Below are 20,718 nucleotides of genomic sequence, written 5' to 3'. Positions count from 1 at the left end.
GCGACCCGACAGTCCGCTCACCCGTCGCACCCGCACGCCAGCCAAGACGCACGACACACTGGAGGACCCCCCATGGCCAAGATCGGCCTGCTGCCCATCTCGGACGGCCGGGACTACGTCCGGCGCGACGTCACCGAGCACGTCGACCGAGCCGCGAACCAGCTCGCGACCGTGCTGCGGGACGCCGGACACGAGGTCGTCACCGCTCCCGAGCACGTCAGCAGCAACGCCCTCGCGACCTCGCAGGCCCGCTGGGTGGCCGACCAGCATCCGGACATCACGATCCTGCACCACTCGGTGTGGACGTTCCCGCACTTCACCGCGCTGGCCGCGGACGCCACCCCGGGTCCGCTGCTGCTGGTGGCCAACATCGACCCGAAGTTCCCCGGCATGGTCGGCATGCTGGCCGGCGGCGGCGCCCTGGACCAGATAGGCCGCACCCACGAGCGTGCCTGGGGTGACCTGGACGATCCCGAGGTGCAGCAGCGCATCCTCGCGAAGGTACGGGCCGGCGCCGCCGTACAGGGCCTGCGCGGCTCGACGTTCGGCCGGATCGGCGGCCGGCCCATGGGCATGTACACCGCCACCGCGAACACCGACCAGTGGATGCGGACCTTCGGCGTGGATGTCGAGGAGATCGACCAGTGGGAGGTCGTACGCCGCAGCGAGCACGCCGACCAGACCAGGGTCAGCGCCGCCCGCGCCTGGCTGGAGAAGCACGCCGCCGGGGTGCACTACGACGGCGGCATCCTCACGCCCGAGCTGCTGGAGCGGCAGATCCGCTCGTACTACGCGATGCGTGAGCTGATCGACGAGTGGAACCTCGACTTCTCCGGTATCAAGGGCCAGCCCGAGCTGACCGCCAACTTCTGCACGATGGACGTCGCCGAGGCGTTCCTCAACGACCCCTACGACTGGGAGGGCCCGAAGGAGACCCATGTCACCTCCACCGAGGCGGACATGGACGCGGCCCTGACCATGCAGCTGCTGAAGCTGCTGTCCGGCGATCCGGTGCTGTTCGCCGACGTACGGCACTACCACGCCGACAAGGACGTCTGGGACCTGTGCAACTCCGGCCAGCACGCCACCTGGTACGCCGCGCGCTCCAGTGACCCGGCGGAGAACCTGCGGCACGTCAACCTCTATCCGGAGGACTTCTACTTCCCGGCGGGTGGCGCGTCCGTGCACCACCTCGCCGCCCCGGGCGAGATGACCTTCGCGCGGCTCACCCGGCAGGACTCGGAATACCGGATGCACGTCATGCGGGGCGGGTTCAGGACGTACGACGAGGCCACCAACAAGCAGATGATGGAGGCCAGCAGCTGGATGTGGCCGCATGCCTTCGCCTCGCTGAACTGCACCGCGGAGGAGTTCCTGAGCAGGTTCGGCTCGAACCACATCCACGCCGTGCCGGGTGACTACGTCGCCGAACTCCGGGCCGTCTGCCGGCAGCTCGGCATCCGCTACGACGGCTTCGGGGACGCCGTATGACAGCCCGCCGCGCGGCCACCGGCCGCGCGGTGGAAGGGGGCGCGGCCACCGGCCGCCGGACACGTCCCGGCCCGCACGCCGGCCCGTTGCTCGCGATGCGCGCCATCGCCAAGAGCTTCCCCGGCGTGCGGGCCCTCAGGGGCGCGCGCCTCACCGTGCACGCCGGCGAGGTGGTGGCCCTGCTCGGCGAGAACGGCGCCGGCAAGTCCACCCTGATGAGCATCCTCGCCGGCGTACACACCGACTACGAGGGCACCATCGAGTGCGACGGCGTGCCGGTCACGATCCACTCTCCGAAGGCCGCCCAGGCGCTCGGGATCGGCATGATCCACCAGGAACTCAACCTCGTCCCGGAGCTGACCGCGGCCGAGAACATCTTCCTCGGGCGTGAGCCCCGCACCCCGCGCGGCACGGTGGACTACAGGGCGATGGACCGCCGGGCCGCCGAACTACTGACCCGGCTGGGTCTGGAGGTGCCGCCACGGCGGCCGGTCAAGCACTGTCGGATAGCCGAACAACAGCTGATCGAGGTCGCGAAGGCACTGAACCTCGACGTCAGGCTGCTTGTCATGGACGAGCCGACTTCAGCGCTCGCGGACGCGGAGGTGCGCCGCCTCTTCGAGGTCATCCGGGACCTCACCGCGGACGGCGTCGGCGTCGTCTACATCTCGCACCGGCTTGAGGAGTTGGAGGAGATAGCCGACTCCGTCACCGTGCTCCGGGACGGCGAGTACGTCGGCGAGCGGGCCATGGCGGACACCGACCGCTCGGAGCTGGTACGACTCATGGTGGGCCGCACCATGGACGAGCTGTACCCACGCGGCGGCGAGCAGCGCAGCGAGGGGCCGGTGCGGCTGGAGGTGTCCGGGCTGAGCTGCGTGCCGGAGGGCGGCAGCCGGCTGCACGGCATCGACCTGAGCGTACGGGCCGGCGAGATCGTGGGCCTGGCCGGGCTGATGGGCGCGGGTCGCAGTGAGGTGCTGCAGGCGCTGTTCGGCGCGTACGGGGCCGGCCGGGTCGGCGGAAGCGTCACCCTGGACGGGCAGCCGTACCGACCGCGCAGCCCCAAGCACGCCCTGCGGAAGGGGATGGCGCTGGTCGCGGAGGACCGTAAGGCGCAGTCGCTGGTGCTGGCGAACACCGTGCGGTTCAACACCTCACTGGCCTCCCTGGACCGCTACCGGCGGCCCTGGCACACCGTTGACCGGCGACGGGAACGGGAGGCGGTGGCCGAGCAGGTGGACGGCCTGCGGGTGAAGGCGCCCTCGTTGAACGCGAACGTCGACACGCTGTCCGGTGGCAACCAGCAGAAGGTGGTGCTCGCCAAGTGCCTGCTGGCACGGCCGAGCCTGCTGCTGATGGACGAGCCGACACGTGGCATCGACGTCGGCGCGAAGGCCGAGATCCACGAACTGATGGACCGGCTCGCCCGGCAGGGCACCGGAATCCTCGCCGTCTCCTCCGAACTCCCCGAGCTGATCGGCATGTGTGACCGCGTGCTGGTGCTCTGCGAGGGCCGGTTGACCGGCGAGTTCCACCGCGACGCGGCCAACGGACCGCGCGCCGAGCAGGAGGCGCTGCTCACCGCGGCGATGGCGCGCGAGGACGTGGTGACGGGGACCGGTGGCGGTGACGCGGCCGAACCGACGGCCGGTGACGGCACGACCGACCCGGCTGACCCGACCGACCCGGCCGACCCGACCGACCCGGCTGACCCGACCGACCCGACCGACCCGGACGATCGCCCGGACACCACGGACACGACCGACACGACTGACACCGCCGGCACCGATGACGATGCCGGTACTCCCGGGGGCGACCACAGATGACCGGCACACTCACCGACGCTCCCGACAAGGAGCAAGCCCGCACGCCCTTGGCCAGGGTCGCCCGGCTGCTACCGGTGCTTGGTTCGCTACAGGGCTATATCGGCCTCGTCCTCGTGCTGTTGATCGGCATCGTGACGCAGGGCGACGTCTTCCTGAGCGAGACCAACCTGACCAACGCGGTCGGGGCGTTCTCCTCCCGCGGCATCCTGGCCGTGGGCGTCACGCTGGTGATCCTCACCGCCGGCATCGACCTGTCCGTCGGCTCGCTGATGGGCTTCTGCTCGATGGCCGCGGCGCTGCTGCTGGTCAACGAGCAGATGCCGGTGTGGCAGATCATGCCGTTGTGCATGCTGGCGGGCGCGGCACTCGGCCTGGTGAACGGCATCGGCACCTCGGTGCTGCGCATCCAGTCGTTCGTGATGACACTCGCGATGCTGTCCATCGCGCGCGGACTGGACCGGGAGATGTCCGACAACGTGTCCGTCGGCACCCAGGTCGCCGGCCCGGACGGGACGCTCACCCCCGAGGCCGAGGCCTTCCAGCAGCTCGGCACGCCCGGGCACAACGTCCTGGAGGGCGTCTGGTTGCCCTTCGTCGGCAAGGAGGGCGTCTACTTCCCCGTCCTGGCGTTCGTCGTGGTGTGCGTCGCCTTCCACCTGCTGCTGTCCCGTACGACCTTCGGTCGGCACGTCTACGCGGTCGGCGGCAACCCGACGGCGGCCCGACTGTCCGGCATCAACGTCACCTTCGTCACGATCGCCGTGTTCACCCTCTCCGGCATGCTCGCGGGCATCGCCGGACCGATCGACGCGGCCTACAGCGCCGCGGCCGACCCGCTCGCCGGCACCTCGTACGAACTGGACGCGATCGCCGCCGCGGTCATCGGCGGGGCGTCGCTGCGGGGCGGCAAGGGGACCATCGTCGGCACCTTCATCGGCGCGCTGATCCTCACCCTGCTGGACAACGTGCTGGGGCTGAACGCCGTGAGCGACAACTGGCAGCTCGTGATCAAGGGTTCGATCGTGGTGCTCGCGGTGGTGCTGCAACGTCCGGACCTCTTCCGCCGGAAGGAGAAGGCATGAGGCGGGCGACCCGAGGGTACGCGGCACTCGGTCTCGTCCTCACACTGGCGGTCACCGCCGGCTGCACCTCGAAGGCGCCGACGAACGAGGACGCCGGGGACCGGAACAAGGACGAGTTCGTCATCGGCTACTCGCAGTCCAACAACGCCGAGCCCTATCGCGCGCAGATCAACCTCCAACTGCGCTACTACATGGAGAAGTACCCGAAGCTGAAGCTGCTGCCCATCTCGGACGGTCAACAGAGCAGCGCCACCCAGCTCAGCCAGGTGCAGACGTTCATCGAGAAGGGCGTGGACGTGCTCCTGGTCTCCCCGAACGAACCCGATCCGCTCACCCCCGTGGTGGAGATGGCGTGCGAGGCGAGGATCCCGGTGGTGCTGCTGGACCGTAGCGTCAACACCGACTGCCACACCTCGTTCATCGGTGGCGACAACTACGAGATCGGGAAGAAGGCGGGAGAACGCGCCGTCCGGGAACTGCCGGACGGTGGCCGGGTAGCCGAACTCCGGGGGGTGCTCAGCGCGAAGCCGCAGATCGAGCGGCACAAGGGCTTCATGGACGCCATCAAGGGCCACGACATCAAGGTCGTCGCGCAGCGGGAGGCGAAGTGGCTGCGGGCGGACGCGACCAAGGTGACACAGCAGTGGCTACAGGGCGGCAAGAAGATCGACCTGATCTTCAGCCACAACGATCCGATGGCACTGGGAGCGTTTCTCGCGGCCAAGTCCGCGGGGAAGGCGAAGAAGACGAAATTCCTCGGGATCGACGGCCTGGCCATACCCAGCGGCGGCATTCGCGCGGTGCAGCAGGGCAAGTTGGACGCCACCTACCTGTATCCCACCGGGGCGAAGGAGGCCGCCCGCACGGTCGCGGACATCGTGGCCGGCAGAAAGGTACCGAAGAAACAGACCTTGGAGACCGTGGAGATCAACTCCGAGAACGCGGCCGAGATTTACCAGAAGTACGACATGAGCGGGAAGATCGAATGATGCGCGAAGCGCTGGTCATGGGCATCGACATCGGCACCTCTAGCTCGAAGGGCATCCTCGTGCGCGCCGCGGACGGCGAGGTCGTCGCGAGCGCCGTGCGGGAACACCGTACGGACACGCCTCGGCCCGGCTGGTTCGAGCACGACGCCGAGCGGGTGTGGTGGGCCGACTTCGAGGCGCTGGCACGGGAGTTGCTGGACGGCGCCAGCGACGGCGGCGGGGACAGCAACGGCCATGCCGGCGAAGGCGCCGACCGGCGAGCCGCGCTGGGCGGGGTGTGCGTCAGCGGCATCGGGCCCTGCCTGCTGCCCGCCGACGCCGACGGCCGGCCGCTGCGCCCGGCGATCCTGTACGGCGTGGACACCCGAGCCGGCGAACAGATCGCCGAGCAGACCGAACGGTACGGCGCCGAACGGGTGCTGGAGCGCTGCGGCTCGCCGCTCACCAGCCAGGCCGTCGGCCCGAAGCTGGCCTGGCTGCGGCAGCGGGAACCGGAGACCTACGCCCGAACCCGCCGCTGGTTCATGGCCAGCTCCTGGCTCGCGCACCGGCTGACCGGGGCGTACGTCCTGGACCACCACTCCGCCAGCCAGTGCACCCCGCTGTACGACCTGCGGGAGCGCGGCTGGATCGGCGACTGGTGCGAGGAGGTGGCGCCCGGCCTGGAGTGGCCCGAACTCGTCTGGCCCGCTGACCGGGTGGGCACGGTCACGGACGCCGCGGCCGAGGCGACCGGCATCCCAGCCGGCACCCCGGTGATGGCCGGCACGGTCGACGCCTGGGCCGAGTCGACCGGTGTCGGGGCGACCGGCGAGGGCGACCTGATGTTGATGTACGGCACCACCATGTTCCTGGTGAACGTCGTGCGGCAGCCCGTGCCGGACTCCCGGTTGTGGTCCACCTCCGGAGCCTTCGAGGGGACGTACTGTCTGGCCGGCGGCATGGCCACCTCCGGCGCGGTGACCGGCTGGCTGCGCGACCTCACCGGAGCCGACTACGCGACGCTCACGGCGGAGGCGGGCGCGCTGCCGCCGGGCGCCGAAGGGCTGCTGATGCTGCCGTACTTCGCGGGGGAACGCACGCCGGTCTTCGACCCGGACGCCCGCGGCGTGCTCGCCGGGCTGACGCTCCGGCACGGGCGCGCGCACCTGTATCGGGCGGCCTTGGAGGCCACGGCCTACGGCATCCGGCACAACCTCGCCGCGATGGCCGAGGCCGGCGGTGACCTGCGGCGCCTGGTCGCGGTGGGCGGCGGCGCCCGGGAACTGTGGACGCGGATCGTCTCCGATGTGACCGGGCTGGAGCAGCAGTTGCCACGGCACACCATCGGCGCGGCGTACGGCGACGCCTTCCTGGCCGCCGTGGGAGCCGGGCTGGCCGAGCGCGCGGACATCGAGTCGTGGAACCCGATCGAGTCGACGGTCACCCCGGACCCGGCGCTGGCCGCCGTGTACGACGAGTTGTACGAGCACTACCTCGCGCTGTACCCGGCGACCCGGGAGGTGGCGCACGCGCTGGCACGGCGGCAGCACGCGGACGCGGAGGGGGAGGGGGCCGCCGCTCGGGACGCCTGACCATCCTGCGCGACTTCTTCGAACGGGGCACCGGCGGAGCGGACGCGTGTCCTGGTGACGGATTCGGGAGGGACGCGGCGTCGGCGGAGGCCCCGCTCAGCTGGTGCCCGCCGATGTCCGGCTGTCCGCTTCACGGACGTGTGGGCGGGGTCTGCCGGCAAGCCGCGGTTGTGGGGAGCGACGAACATCGCCAAGACCCTTCCGAGCGATCCGGGACAGCCCCGAGCACGCCGCCTGGATCTCGCGCGTCACCGACAGCCCGCTCCTTCCGGGAACTCGAGACCCCGATGCGGGGTCGCGTGCTCGTCCGGGCTGGCGGGAGATCCTCCTCGGGTGAGGTCGACGATCCCATGGGCCCTCTCGCACGGTTGCCCTTCCCGGCCTGAGACGATCAGCGGGACCGAGCGAACGAACCCGGGGGTGGGAACATGACCGTTCTGCTGATCGCCGTCCTGGCTCTTGCTGTCGGCGGGTGCGTGTGTGTGGTGTGGGCGCAGCGTGGAGGGCCCCGCTGGGTCCGAGCCGTTGCCGCCACGACGTTCGCCGCGGGAAAGATGGCGCGCCGCTCCAGGAGGGTCACGAGTCCGGGCCAGAACCGGAGCACGGATGAGGGCTCGCCGAGTTGACCGGGCTGGACACCCGGGAGGGCTGGCCGCGGGGAACGCGGTCGCAGACGACTCACACCCCTTGCGGGTCCGCTGGAGCCGGGTCGGGCGGACGGCCCCGGTCATCACGCCCTGAGTGCGACGTGAGACACATCACCCTTTTCGGGACTTGCCATCCATCCGTGGTGATGCTTACTGCGACCTTAGGTGTGGTCCGTAGGGTGGCGGTCTATGGCTACGGACACCACCAAGCACGACGAGTCCGCCGACAGCGCTGCGGAAGACGAGCAGCCGGACCTCGAGAAGAAGGCCGACCCGGCGGAGACCCCCCACGACAAGCGCGGCAGCGAGAAGGCCGCCACGTCCGAGCACACCACTGACACGGAGGACCAGCCCGCCGACGAGCCGGTCGAGGATCGGCAGGACGGGCGACCCCTGGACGACCACGACGACGAACTCCCGGACGACTCCCACCTGTACCAGCCCCAGCGGGAGGACGGGCGCGGCGGCTTCATGGCCGGCGCCGCCGCCGTGCTCAGCGTCGGCCTGGGCCTGTGCTCGCTGACCGGCACCTCGTTCACCGAACAGATGCGGGCCCGGGAGGAGATGACCGGCCAGCTCGAGTCCGGCGCCAGCCCCGGCAGCCCGGAGGAGCAGATCGAGGCCATCTACGGCACGCCGTGGGACGCGGTCGCGCTGCTCAACGGCTTCTTCGCGCTGGTGGCGATCGTGCTCGGCGCCACCGTCCTGGTGCTGCTGGCCAAGCGCACCGACGCCCGGGTCTGGGTGCGGGCGCTGGCGCTGGGCGGGCTGGCGCTCGGCGTGATCGGCGCGCTGGTCGCGACCGGCATGTACTTCGACCTGTTCGCGAGCGCCCCCGAGCCTCCGGACATGCCGAGTACGCCGCAGCAGCCGCAGGCACCGCCACCGCAGTAACGCCCCAACGCGGCACGTACGCCCGTACCCCGGTGGCCGGCGGGACCGCCGCCCGGGGTGCGGGCGTACGCGACCGCCCGTCGGGGCCGTCAGTCCATGGCCGGCTGTCGCCCCACAGCCTCGTCGGCCGGCCGAACGCCGGTCAGCAGCTCCGGCATCGGCCCCGCGTGACACACCACCAGGCCGGACACCGCGCGGGTCAGGCAGACGTAGAGCCGGCGCAGGCCGGTGCGTTCGTCCGGCTCGCCGGCCACGATCGCCCCCGGCTCGTCCAGCACCACGTGGTCGTACTCCAACCCCTTGGCCAGCGTCGCCGGCACCAACGTCAGCCGCGTCTCCTCGCTCGTCTCCACCCCCGGCGCGACGTGAGCCAGCCCCGCCGCGTCCAGCGTGCCCGCCAGCTCCGGTACGCGTGCCTCCGCCGCGATCAGCCCCACCGAGCCCTCCCGCTCCAGAGCCTCCCGGCAGGCGGCGAGCACCGTGGCGGACAGTTCGCCGGCCGCGCTGTGGCGTACGGCGAAGTCGCCCGGGGAATCCCGCACCGAGGTCGCCTCCGTCAGCTCCGGCGCGATCGCCGGCAGCAGCCGGGAGGCGTACGCGATGACCTCACGCGGCACCCGGAAGCCCTGCGTCAGCTCCTCCACCCGCGCCTCCGGCTTGCCCAACTGGGCCAGCGCCTCCCGCCAACCAGCCGTCGCCCAGGGCGTCGTGCCCTGCGCGAGGTCGCCCAGCACCGTCGCCGAGCCGGTCGAACAGCGCCGCCCCACCGCCCGATACTGCATCGGCGAGAGGTCCTGCGCCTCGTCCAGCACCACGTGCCCGAGCGAGGGCGTACGGCTGACCAGGTCGTGCGCCTCGTCGATCAGCACCGCGTCCGCCGCCGACCACCGAGCCGACCGGACCCCGCGCGCCGGCTTGCTCCACAGCACGGCTCGCTGCTCCTCCGGCGTCAGGACGCCCTCGGCCTGCTCGGCCAGGAACTCCGCGTCGGACAGCAGCCGCAGCACCAGCTTGGCCGGGTCCACCGTCGGCCAGGACTCCTTCACCACCGCCCTCACCGCGGGATTCCGCGCCACCGCGTCCTGCGTACGGTCGTCCGGTGCCTCGCCCGCCTGCTCCATGCGGACCAGGACGGAGTGCGCGATCCGCTGCGGCAGGGCCTCCCGGGCGGCGCCGTAGCGCTGGTCCCGCTCCAGCAACTCGCCCACGATCTCCTCCAGTTCGTACGCCGGCACCCGCCACCGCCGGGCGCCCCGCTGCACCACGCAGGGCTCGGTCGGCAGCCGCACCCCGGCCCGTACCGCCCGGCGCAGCACCCGCGCCATCCGCGCGTCGCCCTTCACACCGGCGGCCAGCGCCGAGTCGGTGGCGCGTACGGGGACGTGCGCCACCAGCTCCTCCACGGTGGCCTGCCGTACGTCCAACTCGCCCAGGGCGGGCAGGACCTGCTCGATGTAGCGCAGGAAGGAACTGTTCGGGCCGATCACCAGGGTGCCGCTACGGGCGAGGCGTTCCCGATGGGTGTAGAGGAGATAGGCCACCCGGTGCAGGCCCACGGCGGTCTTGCCGGTGCCGGGCGCGCCCTGCACGCACACCGTGCCGTCGACGTCGGCGCGGACGAGGGAGTCCTGCTCGGGCTGGATGGTCGCGACGATGTCCCGCATCGGCCCGACCCGGGGACGTTCGATCTCCCGCTGGAGCAGCGTGCTGACCCGCTGCTCGCCGGGGTCGGTCAGCCGCTCGTCCTCGTACGCGGTCAGTTCGCCCGCGGTGTAGCCGAACCGCCGGCGTAGCTCGACGCCCCGCGGGTCCTTCTTCGACGCCTGGTAGAAGGGCTGCGAGACCGGCGCCCGCCAGTCGATGACCATCGGGTCGCCCTCCGGGTCGTGCACGTGTCGACGGCCGATGTAGAGGGTGTGGAGGGCGGGGCGCTCCTCGTCCGGGGTCGGGCCTGGGGTCGGGTCCGAGGCTGGCTCCGGGTTTGGGCTTGAGGCCGGGGTCGCGTTTGGCGCCGGCACCCGGGGCAGCACGGCGCAGTCCAGCCGGCCGAAGAACAGCGGCGCGTGCGCGAGGTCCGCCAGCTCCCGGACGCGCTGGGCCAGGTCGCCCCGCAGGACCTGGGCACTCACCCAGTTCGGGGCGACGTCGGACAGGTCCAGCGCCTCGGTCTCGGCGCGCATGGCGCGCAGTGCGGTACGGGACGCGGCCAGGTGGGCGCGTTCGCGTTCCAGCGGCGTGAGTGTCGCCGGTGCCGTGGGCGGTGCGGGTGGCGTGGGTGGCGACGGGTCGTACGCGGGCACGGATCTGCCTCCGGTGGGTGGGCGTCGGATCGCGCGTGTGGACGCGTGCCGGCGCGGCCGACGGCGACCACACGGCGTACCGCACGCGCGTGCCGGGGCACGGTGCGTGCGGTGTGGGTACGTGATCGGGTCGCCGGCCGGTTTCCGAGCGGCCGGAGTCCCTCCCCACGGGAGAACCCCGGAGACCCGGAGCGCCGAGTCCTTGCAGCGCCGGGGTCCCGGTACCTGAGGGAGGAAGGCAAGGGGCGGGAGTCTAGGGCAGCGGGGGCCCGTGGCGCGAACGGTTTTCTCTCGGCGGGTTCGCTTCCGACGCGCCGCCCTCGTGCTTTCGGTTCGTGCTGGTTCCCGCCCGGTTCTCGCCCGGTTTCCGTCCGTTCCGGAGTGCGTCGCTACGCCGGTCCGCGTGGCGGCGGCGCATACCGTCGGGGCGACAGGCGGTTCGGCGCCGTGAACCGCGGACAACTCAGCAGCCGAGGGAAGACCATGCGCGTCCGACCACGCCTCCCGTCCCGGTCCGCCGGCTGGGCGCGCCTCGTGCCGCGCCCGCGCTCCGGCCCGTTCTCCGCCCGCTGGTGGCGAAGCCCGCTGCGTGGACTCCGGCTGACCTCGCCGCTCGGGCTGGTGCTGCTGCCGGGGATCGTCCTGCTGCTCGGCACGGGCCTGCTGTCGTACGCCGCCTACAACCCGGATCTCTCGCCGGCCAACGACATGACCCCGGACAAGGGCTGGCTCGGCTTCTACCTCTTCTCCTGGCCGACCGACCCCGACTGGCTGTACCGGCTCACCCAGGGCGTGCACGTCACGCTCGGCATCACGCTGATCCCGGTGCTGCTGGCCAAGCTGTGGTCCGTGATCCCGAAGCTCTTCGCGCTGCCGCCGGCCCGCTCGCTCAGCCACGCCATGGAACGGGTGTCGCTGCTGCTGCTCGTCGGCGGTGGGCTTTTCGTGTTCGGCACGGGCGTGCTGAACGTCCAGCTGGCGTACGTCTTCCCGGGCTCCTTCTACACCCTGCACTTCTACGGCGCCTGGGTCTTCACGGCCGCCTTCGTCGTGCACGTGGCGCTGCGGCTGCCGCGCGCGGTGCGGGCCGTACGGGCGCGCCNCCGCCGGGCGCCCCGCTGCACCACGCAGGGCTCGGTCGGCAGCCGCACCCCGGCCCGTACCGCCCGGCGCAGCACCCGCGCCATCCGCGCGTCGCCCTTCACACCGGCGGCCAGCGCCGAGTCGGTGGCGCGTACGGGGACGTGCGCCACCAGCTCCTCCACGGTGGCCTGCCGTACGTCCAACTCGCCCAGGGCGGGCAGGACCTGCTCGATGTAGCGCAGGAAGGAACTGTTCGGGCCGATCACCAGGGTGCCGCTACGGGCGAGGCGTTCCCGATGGGTGTAGAGGAGATAGGCCACCCGGTGCAGGCCCACGGCGGTCTTGCCGGTGCCGGGCGCGCCCTGCACGCACACCGTGCCGTCGACGTCGGCGCGGACGAGGGAGTCCTGCTCGGGCTGGATGGTCGCGACGATGTCCCGCATCGGCCCGACCCGGGGACGTTCGATCTCCCGCTGGAGCAGCGTGCTGACCCGCTGCTCGCCGGGGTCGGTCAGCCGCTCGTCCTCGTACGCGGTCAGTTCGCCCGCGGTGTAGCCGAACCGCCGGCGTAGCTCGACGCCCCGCGGGTCCTTCTTCGACGCCTGGTAGAAGGGCTGCGAGACCGGCGCCCGCCAGTCGATGACCATCGGGTCGCCCTCCGGGTCGTGCACGTGTCGACGGCCGATGTAGAGGGTGTGGAGGGCGGGGCGCTCCTCGTCCGGGGTCGGGCCTGGGGTCGGGTCCGAGGCTGGCTCCGGGTTTGGGCTTGAGGCCGGGGTCGCGTTTGGCGCCGGCACCCGGGGCAGCACGGCGCAGTCCAGCCGGCCGAAGAACAGCGGCGCGTGCGCGAGGTCCGCCAGCTCCCGGACGCGCTGGGCCAGGTCGCCCCGCAGGACCTGGGCACTCACCCAGTTCGGGGCGACGTCGGACAGGTCCAGCGCCTCGGTCTCGGCGCGCATGGCGCGCAGTGCGGTACGGGACGCGGCCAGGTGGGCGCGTTCGCGTTCCAGCGGCGTGAGTGTCGCCGGTGCCGTGGGCGGTGCGGGTGGCGTGGGTGGCGACGGGTCGTACGCGGGCACGGATCTGCCTCCGGTGGGTGGGCGTCGGATCGCGCGTGTGGACGCGTGCCGGCGCGGCCGACGGCGACCACACGGCGTACCGCACGCGCGTGCCGGGGCACGGTGCGTGCGGTGTGGGTACGTGATCGGGTCGCCGGCCGGTTTCCGAGCGGCCGGAGTCCCTCCCCACGGGAGAACCCCGGAGACCCGGAGCGCCGAGTCCTTGCAGCGCCGGGGTCCCGGTACCTGAGGGAGGAAGGCAAGGGGCGGGAGTCTAGGGCAGCGGGGGCCCGTGGCGCGAACGGTTTTCTCTCGGCGGGTTCGCTTCCGACGCGCCGCCCTCGTGCTTTCGGTTCGTGCTGGTTCCCGCCCGGTTCTCGCCCGGTTTCCGTCCGTTCCGGAGTGCGTCGCTACGCCGGTCCGCGTGGCGGCGGCGCATACCGTCGGGGCGACAGGCGGTTCGGCGCCGTGAACCGCGGACAACTCAGCAGCCGAGGGAAGACCATGCGCGTCCGACCACGCCTCCCGTCCCGGTCCGCCGGCTGGGCGCGCCTCGTGCCGCGCCCGCGCTCCGGCCCGTTCTCCGCCCGCTGGTGGCGAAGCCCGCTGCGTGGACTCCGGCTGACCTCGCCGCTCGGGCTGGTGCTGCTGCCGGGGATCGTCCTGCTGCTCGGCACGGGCCTGCTGTCGTACGCCGCCTACAACCCGGATCTCTCGCCGGCCAACGACATGACCCCGGACAAGGGCTGGCTCGGCTTCTACCTCTTCTCCTGGCCGACCGACCCCGACTGGCTGTACCGGCTCACCCAGGGCGTGCACGTCACGCTCGGCATCACGCTGATCCCGGTGCTGCTGGCCAAGCTGTGGTCCGTGATCCCGAAGCTCTTCGCGCTGCCGCCGGCCCGCTCGCTCAGCCACGCCATGGAACGGGTGTCGCTGCTGCTGCTCGTCGGCGGTGGGCTTTTCGTGTTCGGCACGGGCGTGCTGAACGTCCAGCTGGCGTACGTCTTCCCGGGCTCCTTCTACACCCTGCACTTCTACGGCGCCTGGGTCTTCACGGCCGCCTTCGTCGTGCACGTGGCGCTGCGGCTGCCGCGCGCGGTGCGGGCCGTACGGGCGCGCCGGACCGTACGGGCGGGGAGCGCGGGCGCGGAGGAGAGCGAGCGGGAGCGTGCGGAGGAGGCGGACGCGCGGCTGCGCCCCCCGCACCCCGTGGAGCCGACGCTCTCCCGGCGGGGCGCGCTGGGCATGGTCGGGGGCGGCTCGCTGTTGCTGCTGGCCACCACGGTCGGCCAGAACTTCGACGGGCTGCGGCGTACGGCCCTGTTCGCACCGCACGGCGGCAGCGATCCGGGAGCCGGACCGAACGGCTTCCAGATCAACAAGACCGCCGCGCACGTCGGCGTCACCCCGGAGCGTACGGGCCCGGAGTGGCGGCTCGCGCTCCACGGCAGGGGGCGCGAACTCCGGCTGTCCCGCGCCATGCTGCTGGAGCTGCCGCAGCACAGCGTGGCGCTGCCGATCGCCTGCGTGGAGGGCTGGTCCACCTCGGACCAGTGGTGGCGGGGGGTACGGCTGCTCGACCTGGCCGCCCTGGTCGGCCACCGGCGACAGCCGCCCGACCTGTTCGTGGTGTCCGTACAGCCGAGTGGGTCGTTCCGGGCAGCGGCGCTGCGGGACAACCAGGTGCGCGACCCGCGATCGCTGCTCGCGCTGTACGTCAACGGCGAACCGCTGTCCCTCGACCACGGCTACCCGGCGCGGATCATCGTGCCGGCCGCGCCGGGGGTGCTGAACACCAAGTGGGTGGGACGGATGACGTTCGGCGCGCTGTCGTGAGGCGGCACGACGGCCGGCGGGGCGGCTGGCGGAACGGTCGGCGGGACCGCTGGTTCGGCCACGGCCCGCTACGGCCGACACTGCTCCTCACCTCGTTCGTCCTCACCGGCTATGCCGGCGTGCGGCTGCTGGCCGGCGACTGGCTGTGGGTCACGGCGTGGTTCGTCGGTGCCGCGCTGGTGCACGACCTGGTGCTGCTGCCGTTGTACGCGCTCGCCGACCGGGCTCTGCGGGCGGCGGTACCGGCCGGTCGGCACCGCCGGACGGTGCTGAACTGCGTCCGGGTGCCGGCCGTGCTGTCCGGCCTCCTGCTGCTGGTCTGGTTCCCACTGATCACCCGGCAGGTGGCGGCGTACGAGGCGATCACCGGGCTGTCCGCCGAGGTGTATCTGGGGCGCTGGCTGCTGGTCACCGCCGTGCTCTTCGCGGGCTCGGGCGGCTGGCTGGCGTACCGGCTGAGCACCGATCGGCGTCGGGAGGTGGACGCGCCCTCGGCGGAGTAGGGGGCCAACACCCAAGGATCGCCCCCGGGTTGACCCGGAGGGGTCTCAGGGGCGCGGTGCGCCCACGGGAGCAGCCGTCCGTAACCCCCGGGAGGGATCTGGCCCCGCGGGGAAATGAGGCCCGGGACCGATGCCATGACCAGGAAACAAGGAGCACTCTGGGGGTATGAGTACCGCATCCGTTCAGCATTCCGCGCCGGCCGCCCCGGTGCGCGGCGCGACCGCGCTGGGGGCGGTCGGCGACGGCCGGTCGCCGTACCGTCATCCCCGGCACGTGTTCGGGGACGCGCTGCGGGCGATTCGGGTGTTCGCCGAGGCCACCTTCAGCGTCGCCGTGCTCGGGCAGTACGAGGGCGTGGTCGGTCAGCCAGCGAGTCAGCCAGCCCGGCAGCCTCCCGACCAGCGATCCCACCAGCGACCCGGGCAGTAACCACCCGACGACCCGGACCCAACCGAAACGATCCATGATTCCCTGAATTCAGCATCCCGTGTACTGTAGCGGTGTGCTGACCGTCGCCCCTGACATCGAGGTGCTGGCCCGGTTCGGCCGCGCGCTCGCCGACCCGATCCGCTGCCGCATCCTGCTCGCCCTGCGCGAAGCCCCCGCCTACCCCGCCGACCTCGCGGACACGTTGGGCGTTTCTCGTACGAGACTGTCGAACCACCTCGCGTGCCTGCGTGACTGCGGGCTGGTCCGCACCGCCCCGGACGGCCGCCGTACCCGCTACGAGCTGGCCGACGAACGTCTCGGCCACGCACTGGACGACCTGCGTACCGCCGTGTTGGCCGTCCAGACCGAGCGCACCTGCCCGGACGCCGAGACGAAGGGCTGCTGCTGATCATGACCGCCGAGACGTCGCTGTCGCTCGGTTCTTCGCCGGCCCGCCGTGACGCGCTCACCCGCCGGATACGCCTGCTGGTCGCGGCCACGGTCGCCTACAACCTCGTGGAAGCGGTCGTCGCCCTCACCGCCGGCACACTGGCCTCGTCCACCGCGCTGATCGGCTTCGGTCTCGACTCGGTCATCGAGGTGTCCTCCGCCGCCGCGGTCGCCTGGCAGTTCTCCGCCCGCGACCACGCCGTACGAGAAGCCCGCGAACAGCGGGCCCTGCGGATCATCGCGGTGTCGTTCCTCGCGCTCGCCGCCTACGTCGCCCTCGACGCCGTCCGTACGCTGACCGGCACCCGGGAGGCGGACCCGTCGATCCCCGGCATCGTCATCGCCGCCCTGTCGTTGGCGATCATGCCCTTCCTGTCCGCCGCCCAGCGCAGGGCCGGGCGCGAGCTCGGTTCCGCCTCCGCCGTCGCCGACTCCAAGCAGACGCTGCTGTGCACGTATCTGTCCGCCGTCCTCCTGCTGGGTCTGGTCCTGAACGCCACTCTCGGTTGGTCCTGGTCCGACCCCCTGGCCGCCCTGGTCATCGCCGGCCTCGCCGTCAAGGAAGGCCGCGACGCCTGGAGGGGCAAGGGCTGTTGCGCCCCCGCCGCTCCGGCGGTCCGGGACGGTGCGGAGGTCCCCGCCGCCCATCCCGAGGCGGACGCGTGCGGCTGCCGGCCCGACTGTGTCTGCCGCGACCAGCCGAGCGGCACGCACTGAGGGCCCGACGGGCCGCGCCGAGCGCGCGGGCCGCCCTCCCGGCGAGAGCCACGCCGTGGCGAAGCCGCGGACTCAGTCGTCGGCGAACAGGTCCGTCGCGTCCACGATGCGGTACGCGTACCCCTGCTCGGCGAGAAAGCGCTGTCGGTGCGCGGCGAAGTCCTGGTCGAGGGTGTCCCGGGCGACCACCGAGTAGAACCGCGCCTCGTGCCCGTCCGCCTTCGGCCGCAGCACGCGGCCCAGCCGCTGCGCCTCCTCCTGCCGGGAACCGAAGGTCCCGGAGACCTGGATCGCGACCGTCGCCTCCGGCAGGTCGACGGAGAAGTTCGCCACCTTGGAGACCACCAGCACGTGCAGCTCGCCCCGGCGGAAGGCGTCGAACAGCTTCTCCCGCTGGGCGTTGCTCGTGTCGCCCTTGATGACCGGGGCGCCGATGTGCTCGCCCAACTCGTCCAGCTGGTCGATGTACTGCCCGATCACCAGGGTCTGTTCGCCCTCGTGCCGGCGCACCAGGGCCTCGGTCACCCGGCGCTTGGAGTCGGTGGTGGCACAGAAGCGGTACTTCTCCTCGGTCTCCGCGGTGGCGTAGGCCAGGCGCTCGGAGTCGGTGAGGTTGACCCGCACCTCCACGCAGTTCGCGGGGGCGATGTAGCCCTGCGCCTCGATCTCCTTCCAGGGCGCGTCGAAGCGTTTGGGGCCGATGAGCGAGAAGACGTCCGACTCGCGCCCGTCCTCCCGTACGAGCGTCGCGGTCAGGCCCAGCCGCCGCCGGGCCTGGAGGTCGGCGGTGAACTTGAACACCGGAGCCGGCAGCAGGTGCACCTCGTCGTAGACGATCAGGCCCCAGTCCCGCGAGTCGAACAGCTCCAGATGCGGATAGACGCCCTTCCGCTTGGTGGTCAGCACCTGGTACGTCGCGATGGTGACCGGTCGGATCTCCTTGCGGGTGCCGCTGTACTCCCCGATCTCCTCCTCGCTCAGCGAGGTCCGGCGCACCAGTTCGTGCTTCCACTGCCGGGCCGCGACCGTGTTCGTGACCAGGATCAGCGTGGTGGCCTGCGCCCGCGCCATCGCGCCGGCGCCGACCAGCGTCTTGCCCGCACCGCAGGGCAGCACGACCACGCCGGAGCCGCCGTGCCAGAAGCCCTCGACCGCCTGCGTCTGGTACGGCCGCAGCGACCAGCCGGCCTCCTCCAGCGCGACGGGATGCGCCTCGCCGTCCACGTAGCCCGCCAGGTCCTCGGCGGGCCAACCCAGCTTGAGCAGCGTCTGCTTGATCTGGCCCCGCTCCGAGGGGTGCACGACGACGGTGGCCTCGTCGATCCGGTCGCCCACCAGCGGCTGGACCTTCTTGGACCGCAGGACCTCCTCCAGCACCGGCTTGTCGCTGCTCTCCAGCACCAGGCCGTGGCTCGGGTGCTTCAGCAGCCGCAGCCGGCCGTACCGCGCCATCGTCTCGGCGACGTCCACGAGCAGCGAGTGCGGTACCGGATAGCGCGAGTGCGCCACCAGCGCGTCCACCACCTGCTCCGCGTCATGCCCGGCGGCCCGGGCGTTCCACAGGCCGAGCGGTGTCACCCGGTAGGTGTGGATGTGCTCGGGCGCCCGCTCCAGTTCGGCGAAGGGCGCGATAGCCCGCCGGCACTCGTCGGCCTGCTCGTGGTCCGTCTCGAGCAGCAGGGTCTTGTCGCTCTGCACGATGAGTGGGCCTGCACCGGTCACGCGGTCCTCGCCTTCCGCCACGGGGCTGGGTCGGGTTCGCCGCCGTCGGCCCGGCTCGGTGGGTTCCGGTTCCGTTTCGCTGGCGCGCCGGGCGACGAAGGGCAAGCCTCCAGTGTCCCGCATCGTCGTGCGAAGCGACGAGGAGCCGTGCTCACCTCGCCGTACGCACGCTGGCCCTGCCCGGCTGAACGGCGCGCGTGGCGGGCGGTGAGCGCGGCCACACATGGCGTACGGGCCGTACGCTGTGCCGTGGCGTGATCGACGGCTGAGTGAAGGGGGAACCGCCGTGCGGCTGTTGAGGGGCGGACCACCCAGGGGCGTACGACGAATGCTGCTGCGCGCGCCGATCCTCGCGTTTCGGGCCGGTCTCGGCGGCCTGTTCGGCGAGCGGCTGCTCTGCCTCACGCATATCGGCCGGGTCAGCGGGCGACCGCGTCAGGTCGTGCTGGAGGTCGTCGACCGGGGCGATGAACCGGACAGTTTCGTCGTCGCCTCCGCCTACGCCCGCCGCTCGCAGTGGATGCGCAACGTCCTGGCGCGGCCGGCGGTCCGCTACCAGGTCGGCCGGCGTACGTACCACGGCACCGCCGTCCCGCTGCCGTCCGCCGACTCCGGCCGCCGGCTCGCCGACTACGCGCGACGGCATCCGCTCACGGCCGAGGAGCTGATGCGCTCGCTCGGCCACGCGCCGCGGGACAGCGCGGACTACGAGGCCCTGGGGGCGGACTCCGAGCACGGTGTGCCACTGGTGCTGCTCCGCCCGGACGACGAGGCGCGGGGCGGCGCGGAGGACTGAGCGGCGCGGCGGAACGGCGGGCTCGTGCCGGACGGGGTCGGTGTGGACCACCGGGTGGCCTGTCCGTGGTGTCCGTTCGGGGTGTCCGTTGGTACGGCCCGGGCGGCCGGCGACACGCGTCAGTCGGCCGCGAGTTCGGCGACGCCGGTGATCCGGTGCAGCGGATACGTCCGTACCTCGTCCGCCGTGTGGTCGTACGCCGTGACGAAGCCGCCCTCCACCCGCACCGGTGCGATGACCCGCTGGCTGGCGGCGCCGTCCGCGTTGACGTAGCCGATCCACAGGACCGCGCCGGACAGGGTCGCCGTCTGCATGGTGGCGAGGGTGTCGGCCGCGGCGCTGCGCGGCAGTTCGCCACCGGGCGTCGGCGTACGGGTGCCGGCCGGCGGCCTGGACACGGCGGTCGCGGCGTGATCGCCGGCACGGATGGCGCGTACGGCCGCGGTCAGCAGGGCGTGGTCCGGTCGGGGCGGACCGTCCGGTACCGGTTCCGGTGCGGTGCGGCGGGGGCTCCGGCGCGCGTCGGGGCGGGCCACCAGCACCGCCCCGTCCGCGGACTCGGCCGCCGGGGCGTAGCCCAACTCGCGGAGCCGGGCCAGGAGTTGCTCGGCGGGTGTGGCCGAGACCAACACGGTGGGAGCGAGCCGGCGCAACCGCAGGGCGGCCGTCCGCTTGTCCGCCAGGATCTGCGCCAGCAGCGCGTCGTCATCGCAGCGCAGATAGGCGGAAGCAGCGCCGACCCGCAACTGGCCGTGCCGCCGGGCGACATCGTCGACGAGGTACGACAGCGGCTGCGGCACCGGCGTACGGGAGTGGGCGGCCAGGAAGGCGTGCAGTTCGCTCGCGGTCCATCCGGAGTCCAGGGCACGGCGTACGGACCCCGGGGCGAACCGGTAGACCGTGGCGCCACCCTTGGACTCGACGTCGGCCAACATCGCCAGCTGGGCGCCCAGTCGGCGCTCCAGCGGGCCCGGCGCGACGGCGGTGAGGTCAGCCTGGAGCAACACGTGGTCGACCGGTTCNGCGAGGGGCGGGAGGTGGCCGGCGCGAACACCTCGCGGGCGGTCCGTACGAGCCGCAGCCGGTCGTCCGCCCCCCACAGCAGGGCACGGGCACGCAGGGTGTCGAGTGCCCGCGGCAGCCGCGCGTCGACCGCCGCGCGCTCCGCCGGCTCGGGGGCGGCGCCGGTCAACAGCGCACGCAGCTCCTCGTACGGGCACGGGTCGCTGGCCACCGCCAGCGCCTCGGCGGTCTGTAGCGCGAAGCAGTCGAGGCGTTCTACGGTGCGTACCACCGAGGCCCGAGTGCCCGCGC

General features: G+C 72.3%; 16 protein-coding genes and 2 pseudogenes. 14 read left to right on the top strand and 4 right to left on the bottom strand.

The features are described from left to right. The first annotated feature begins 72 nt into the window (after nt 1–72). From AN216_RS04805 to AN216_RS04780, 7 genes are all read left to right on the top strand, one after another. Complete coding sequence (locus AN216_RS04805; protein ID WP_070195332.1) at nt 73–1,491, top strand: L-fucose/L-arabinose isomerase family protein; 1,419 nt, start codon at nt 73–75, stop codon at nt 1,489–1,491. After that, nucleotides 1,488–3,320: a sugar ABC transporter ATP-binding protein gene (locus AN216_RS04800; protein ID WP_212732669.1), complete on the top strand. Its 1,833-nt coding sequence runs from the start codon at nt 1,488–1,490 to the stop codon at nt 3,318–3,320. Before AN216_RS04805 ends, AN216_RS04800 begins: the two co-directional genes overlap by 4 nt. Further along, nucleotides 3,317–4,402, top strand: coding sequence for an ABC transporter permease (locus AN216_RS04795; protein WP_070195331.1), 1,086 nt, complete (start codon nt 3,317–3,319; stop codon nt 4,400–4,402). Before AN216_RS04800 ends, AN216_RS04795 begins: the two co-directional genes overlap by 4 nt. Further along, entirely contained in the window at nt 4,399–5,391 is a 993-nt protein-coding gene (locus AN216_RS04790) for a substrate-binding domain-containing protein (RefSeq protein WP_070195330.1), read from the top strand. Before AN216_RS04795 ends, AN216_RS04790 begins: the two co-directional genes overlap by 4 nt. After that, nucleotides 5,391–6,965 (top strand): FGGY-family carbohydrate kinase, encoded by a 1,575-nt coding sequence (locus tag AN216_RS04785; protein WP_070195384.1) that lies wholly within the window; start codon nt 5,391–5,393, stop codon nt 6,963–6,965. The genes AN216_RS04790 and AN216_RS04785 overlap by 1 nt, the downstream gene beginning before the upstream one ends. A 428-nt stretch (nt 6,966–7,393) precedes the next feature. After that, nucleotides 7,394–7,591 (top strand): hypothetical protein, encoded by a 198-nt coding sequence (locus AN216_RS29955; RefSeq protein ID WP_079166263.1) that lies wholly within the window; start codon nt 7,394–7,396, stop codon nt 7,589–7,591. 210 nt (nt 7,592–7,801) lie between these two features. Next, nucleotides 7,802–8,506: a hypothetical protein gene (locus AN216_RS04780; protein WP_070195329.1), complete on the top strand. Its 705-nt coding sequence runs from the start codon at nt 7,802–7,804 to the stop codon at nt 8,504–8,506. A gap of 89 nt (nt 8,507–8,595) precedes the next feature. Here the strand turns inward: AN216_RS04780 and AN216_RS04775 are convergent, their stop codons facing one another. Next, on the bottom strand, nt 8,596–10,806 hold the full coding sequence (locus AN216_RS04775; protein WP_070195328.1) for a HelD family protein: 2,211 nt from the start codon (nt 10,804–10,806) through the stop codon (nt 8,596–8,598). Nucleotides 10,807–11,289: 483 nt separating this feature from the next. On the opposite strand from AN216_RS04775, the pseudogene AN216_RS26465 reads away from it, so the two are divergent. Next, nucleotides 11,290–11,901 (top strand): annotated as a pseudogene (locus AN216_RS26465) (molybdopterin-dependent oxidoreductase); the annotation flags it as partial. Nucleotides 11,902–11,903: 2 nt separating this feature from the next. Here AN216_RS26465 and AN216_RS04770 read toward each other — a convergent pair. Continuing rightward, a pseudogene (locus AN216_RS04770) lies at nt 11,904–12,968 on the bottom strand (helicase domain-containing protein); the annotation flags it as partial. 483 nt (nt 12,969–13,451) lie between these two features. Between AN216_RS04770 and AN216_RS04765 the strand changes: the two are divergent. From AN216_RS04765 to AN216_RS04745, 5 genes are all read left to right on the top strand, one after another. Next, entirely contained in the window at nt 13,452–14,786 is a 1,335-nt protein-coding gene (locus AN216_RS04765; RefSeq protein WP_079166262.1) for a molybdopterin-dependent oxidoreductase, read from the top strand. Beyond that, nucleotides 14,783–15,289, top strand: coding sequence for a hypothetical protein (locus tag AN216_RS04760; RefSeq protein WP_070195327.1), 507 nt, complete (start codon nt 14,783–14,785; stop codon nt 15,287–15,289). The genes AN216_RS04765 and AN216_RS04760 overlap by 4 nt, the downstream gene beginning before the upstream one ends. A 166-nt stretch (nt 15,290–15,455) precedes the next feature. Continuing rightward, the gene (locus AN216_RS04755; RefSeq protein WP_070195326.1) at nt 15,456–15,719 is read left to right on the top strand and encodes a hypothetical protein; all 264 of its coding nucleotides are present in this window, start codon (nt 15,456–15,458) and stop codon (nt 15,717–15,719) included. 73 nt (nt 15,720–15,792) lie between these two features. Next, on the top strand, nt 15,793–16,128 hold the full coding sequence (locus AN216_RS04750; RefSeq protein ID WP_070195382.1) for an ArsR/SmtB family transcription factor: 336 nt from the start codon (nt 15,793–15,795) through the stop codon (nt 16,126–16,128). 2 nt (nt 16,129–16,130) lie between these two features. Next, nucleotides 16,131–16,886, top strand: coding sequence for a cation efflux transmembrane domain-containing protein (locus tag AN216_RS04745; protein ID WP_070195325.1), 756 nt, complete (start codon nt 16,131–16,133; stop codon nt 16,884–16,886). A gap of 72 nt (nt 16,887–16,958) precedes the next feature. Here AN216_RS04745 and AN216_RS04740 read toward each other — a convergent pair whose 3' ends face one another. Then, nucleotides 16,959–18,608, bottom strand: coding sequence for a DNA repair helicase XPB (locus AN216_RS04740; RefSeq protein WP_070195381.1), 1,650 nt, complete (start codon nt 18,606–18,608; stop codon nt 16,959–16,961). A 286-nt stretch (nt 18,609–18,894) separates the two neighbouring features. On the opposite strand from AN216_RS04740, the gene AN216_RS04735 reads away from it, so the two are divergent. Continuing rightward, complete coding sequence (locus AN216_RS04735) at nt 18,895–19,404, top strand: nitroreductase family deazaflavin-dependent oxidoreductase (RefSeq protein ID WP_212732667.1); 510 nt, start codon at nt 18,895–18,897, stop codon at nt 19,402–19,404. Between the two features lie 119 nt (nt 19,405–19,523). On the opposite strand, the gene AN216_RS04730 is transcribed toward AN216_RS04735, so the two are convergent. Next, nucleotides 19,524–20,718, bottom strand: a 1,195-nt coding sequence (locus AN216_RS04730) for a helicase-associated domain-containing protein (protein WP_170843028.1), incomplete at its 5' end; no start/stop codon positions are given.

This window comes from Streptomyces oceani (assembly GCF_001751245.1).
Lineage (GTDB): Bacteria > Actinomycetota > Actinomycetes > Streptomycetales > Streptomycetaceae > Streptomyces > Streptomyces oceani.
Note: the sequence above shows the minus strand (reverse complement) of the source record. Positions and strands in the feature narration are given on the sequence as shown.

Bases quoted from the DNA above. Each gene is read 5' to 3' on its own strand.
- AN216_RS04805 (WP_070195332.1), top strand. From the start codon at position 73: ATGGCCAAGATCGGCCTGCTGCCCATCTCGGACGGCCGGGACTACGTC.
- AN216_RS04800 (WP_212732669.1), top strand. From the start codon at position 1,488: ATGACAGCCCGCCGCGCGGCCACCGGCCGCGCGGTGGAAGGGGGCGCG.
- AN216_RS04795 (WP_070195331.1), top strand. From the start codon at position 3,317: ATGACCGGCACACTCACCGACGCTCCCGACAAGGAGCAAGCCCGCACG.
- AN216_RS04790 (WP_070195330.1), top strand. From the start codon at position 4,399: ATGAGGCGGGCGACCCGAGGGTACGCGGCACTCGGTCTCGTCCTCACA.
- AN216_RS04785 (WP_070195384.1), top strand. From the start codon at position 5,391: ATGCGCGAAGCGCTGGTCATGGGCATCGACATCGGCACCTCTAGCTCG.
- AN216_RS29955 (WP_079166263.1), top strand. From the start codon at position 7,394: ATGACCGTTCTGCTGATCGCCGTCCTGGCTCTTGCTGTCGGCGGGTGC.
- AN216_RS04780 (WP_070195329.1), top strand. From the start codon at position 7,802: ATGGCTACGGACACCACCAAGCACGACGAGTCCGCCGACAGCGCTGCG.
- AN216_RS04765 (WP_079166262.1), top strand. From the start codon at position 13,452: ATGCGCGTCCGACCACGCCTCCCGTCCCGGTCCGCCGGCTGGGCGCGC.
- AN216_RS04755 (WP_070195326.1), top strand. From the start codon at position 15,456: ATGAGTACCGCATCCGTTCAGCATTCCGCGCCGGCCGCCCCGGTGCGC.
- AN216_RS04745 (WP_070195325.1), top strand. From the start codon at position 16,131: ATGACCGCCGAGACGTCGCTGTCGCTCGGTTCTTCGCCGGCCCGCCGT.